Annotated in this window: 1 protein-coding gene; it reads left to right on the top strand. The window is 71.4% G+C overall.

Features of this window, described 5'->3' with window-relative positions; genetic code table 11:
* On the top strand, positions 1–3,179 hold a 3,179-nt coding region (locus ABT324_RS33265), incomplete at both ends, for an acyltransferase domain-containing protein (RefSeq protein ID WP_351185863.1).

Genomic DNA, 3,179 nt, shown 5'->3' on the forward strand with positions numbered 1-3,179 from the left:
GACGAGCCCACGCCGCACGTCGACTGGACCTCCGGGGCGGTCTCGCTGCTCACCGAGGACCAGCCGTGGCCGGAGCTCGACCGGCCGCGCCGCGCGGGTGTCTCGTCCTTCGGGGTGAGCGGCACCAACGCCCACGTGATCCTCGAACAGGCGCCAGCCGACCCCGAGCCCGACGCAGCGGGCCCCGACCGCACGGTGGTGCCCTGGGTGCTGTCCGGGCGCACCGAGCCAGCGGTGCGGGCGCAGGCGGCCCGGCTGGCCGAGCAGCTGGCCGAGGACGCCTCGATCGTGGACACCGCGTGGTCGCTGGCCACCACGCGCGCCGCCTTCGACGAACGCGCCATCGTGGTGGCAGGCGACCTCGACCAGCGCAGGAAGGCGTTGCTGTCGTTCGCGGAGAACCAGCTTCCCCCGGAGGTGATCACCGGTCGAGCCTCCGGTGGCGGACTGGTGATGGTGTTCTCCGGTCAGGGCTCGCAGCGCCTCGGGATGGGTCGGGAACTCTACGACACCTACCCGGCCTACGCCGAAGCGTTCGACGCCGCCTGCACCGAGCTCGACCACCACCTGCCGCACCCACTCCGCGACGTCGTGTTCGGTGACGACGAGGACCTGCTCAACCAGACCCAGTACACCCAACCTGCCCTGTTCGCCTTCCAGACCGCCCTCTACCGACTCTGGGAATCCTGGGGCATCACACCCGAGGCCGTCACCGGGCACTCCATCGGCGAAATCACCGCCGCCCACATCACCGGCACACTCACCCTCACCGACGCCGCGGTTCTGGTCACAACGCGTGGCCGACTCATGCAGACCCTGCCCGAGGGCGGCGCCATGGTGGCCATCAACACCACCGAAACCGAAGTACTGCCCCACCTGGCCAGTTTCGAGGACAAGGTCGGCATCGCCGCCATCAACAGCACCAACTCACTCGTCCTGTCCGGCGATCACGCCGCCCTGCTCGACATCACCGAGGAACTCAGCGGCTACCGCACCACCTGGCTGCGGGTCTCGCACGCCTTCCACTCACCACTGATGGAACCCATCCTCGACGAGTTCCGCGAAACCGTAGCCAGCCTCAACTTCTCCGAACCAGCCATCCCGCTGATCTCCACCGTCACCGGTCGACCCGCCGACCACAGCACCCTCGCCAACCCCGAGCACTGGGTGCGCCACGCCCGGCACACCGTCCGCTTCGCCGACGCCATCACCACCACGCAGAACTCCTCCACCTATCTCGAAATCGGCCCCAACGCCTCCTTGACTCCCCACCTACCCACCGGCGCAGTCCCCAGCCAACGCGCCAAACAACCTGAAACCAACGCCATCAACACCGCACTGGCACACCTCGTCACCACCGGCACCAACCCCGACTGGCACGCCTACTTCGCCAACACCAGCGCCCGTCCCACCCCACTGCCCACCTACCCCTTCCAACGCACGCGCTACTGGCCGGACACCACCACCAGTCCACACCGCGCCGACGCGGGGCACCCGCTGCTCACCAGCTCGGTGGAACTCGCGCACAGCAACGGGGTCCTGCTCACCGCCCGGCTCTCCACCGCTTCCCACCCGTGGCTCGCCGACCACGTCGTCGCGGGCGCGGTGGTGCTGCCCGGCACCGCCTTCGTCGAACTCGTCCTGCACGCCGCACAGCGGGCCGGAGCGCGCGGCATCGACGAGCTCACCCTCGAGAACCCGCTGGTGCTCCCCGCGGGCGACCCGGTGGAGCTGCAGGTGGCGCTGGCCGACCCCGACGCGGACGGCCGTCGAGCGGTCACCGTCCACTCCAGGGTCGAGGAGTTCGACGACACGTGGCAGCTGCACGCCACCGGCACCATCGGCACCGCTGCCGCGCCCGAGCCGTCGTGGTCCCTGGCCGCCTGGCCACCACCGGACGCGGTCGAGCTGCCCGTGGCCGACGTCTACGCCGAGTTCGCGGCCGCTGGCCTCGACTACGGCCCGTTCTTCCAGGGGCTCCGGTCAGCGTGGCGGGTGGGTGAGGACGTCGCCGTCGAGGTGGCGCTGCCCAGCGGGGCGGAGCACCACGCCGCGGGCTTCGGCCTGCACCCGGCGCTGCTGGACTCCGCGCTGCACGGCACCGGCCTCGGCCGGATGTTCGGTGCGGACGACCAGGCCCGGCTGCCGTTCTCCTGGTCCGGCGTCACCCAGTACGCCGCAGGCGCCCCGGTCCTGCGAGCGCTGCTGTCCCCGAAGGGGGAGGACGCGGTGGGGGTGCGGGTGGCCGACGCCGCGGGCAGGCCCGTGGCAGCGGTGGACCACCTGATGACCCGGAAGATCACCCCGGAACAGCTCGCGACCACACCGAAGTCGCTGCTGGTGGAGAGCTGGCAACCGAGGGAGGCACCCACAGCGGCGACGACGTTCGCCCGGATCGGGGACGAGCACGAACCAGCAGGCGCCACGCACCTCCTGCTCGTGGTGCGCGACGAGGGCAGCCCCGAACCCGAGGTCGCGCTGACCACGGCCGCGAGCGTGCTGAGCACGCTCCAGGCCACCACCGACGACCGCACCCTCGTGGTCGTGACCTCGAACGCCGTCGCAGTGGACGGCGTACCGGCACCGGCGGGAGCCGCGGTCTGGGGGTTGGTGCGCGCGGCGCAAGCCGAACGGCCGGGTCGCCTGGTGCTGGTCGACGTCGACGGCGAGCAGAGCTCGTGGGATGCGCTGCCACACGCGTTGGCCAGCGACGAACCGCAGCTCGCCCTGCGCCGGGGGAAGCTCTTCGTGCCCCGGCTCGTCCCCGCCACCACCGCGGTGGCCAGCACACCGGACTGGAGTTCCAGCACGGTCCTGGTCACCGGCGCTGCCGGGGCGCTGGGCAGGCTCGTCGCGCACCACCTGGTCGACGCGCACGGCGTCCGCGACCTCGTCCTGCTCAGCCGCAACGGAGACGCGCCGGAACCCAGCGGTGCCACCGTCACCCAGGTCTGCTGCGACCTCACCGATCCCGAGCAGATCGCCGACGCGCTGGCCACCGTCCCGCGCGACCGGCCACTCACCATCGTGCACTGCGCGGGCACCCTCGACGACGCCACGATCGAGCACCAGAGCGCCGAGCGGCTGCACCGCACCTTCGCGCCCAAAGCCACCGCAGCCTGGCACCTCCACCAACACACCCAACACCACCCCACCACCCTCATCCTCTTCTCCTCCGC

This window comes from Saccharopolyspora sp. NPDC000359 (genome assembly GCF_040300525.1).
GTDB lineage: Bacteria > Actinomycetota > Actinomycetes > Mycobacteriales > Pseudonocardiaceae > Saccharopolyspora.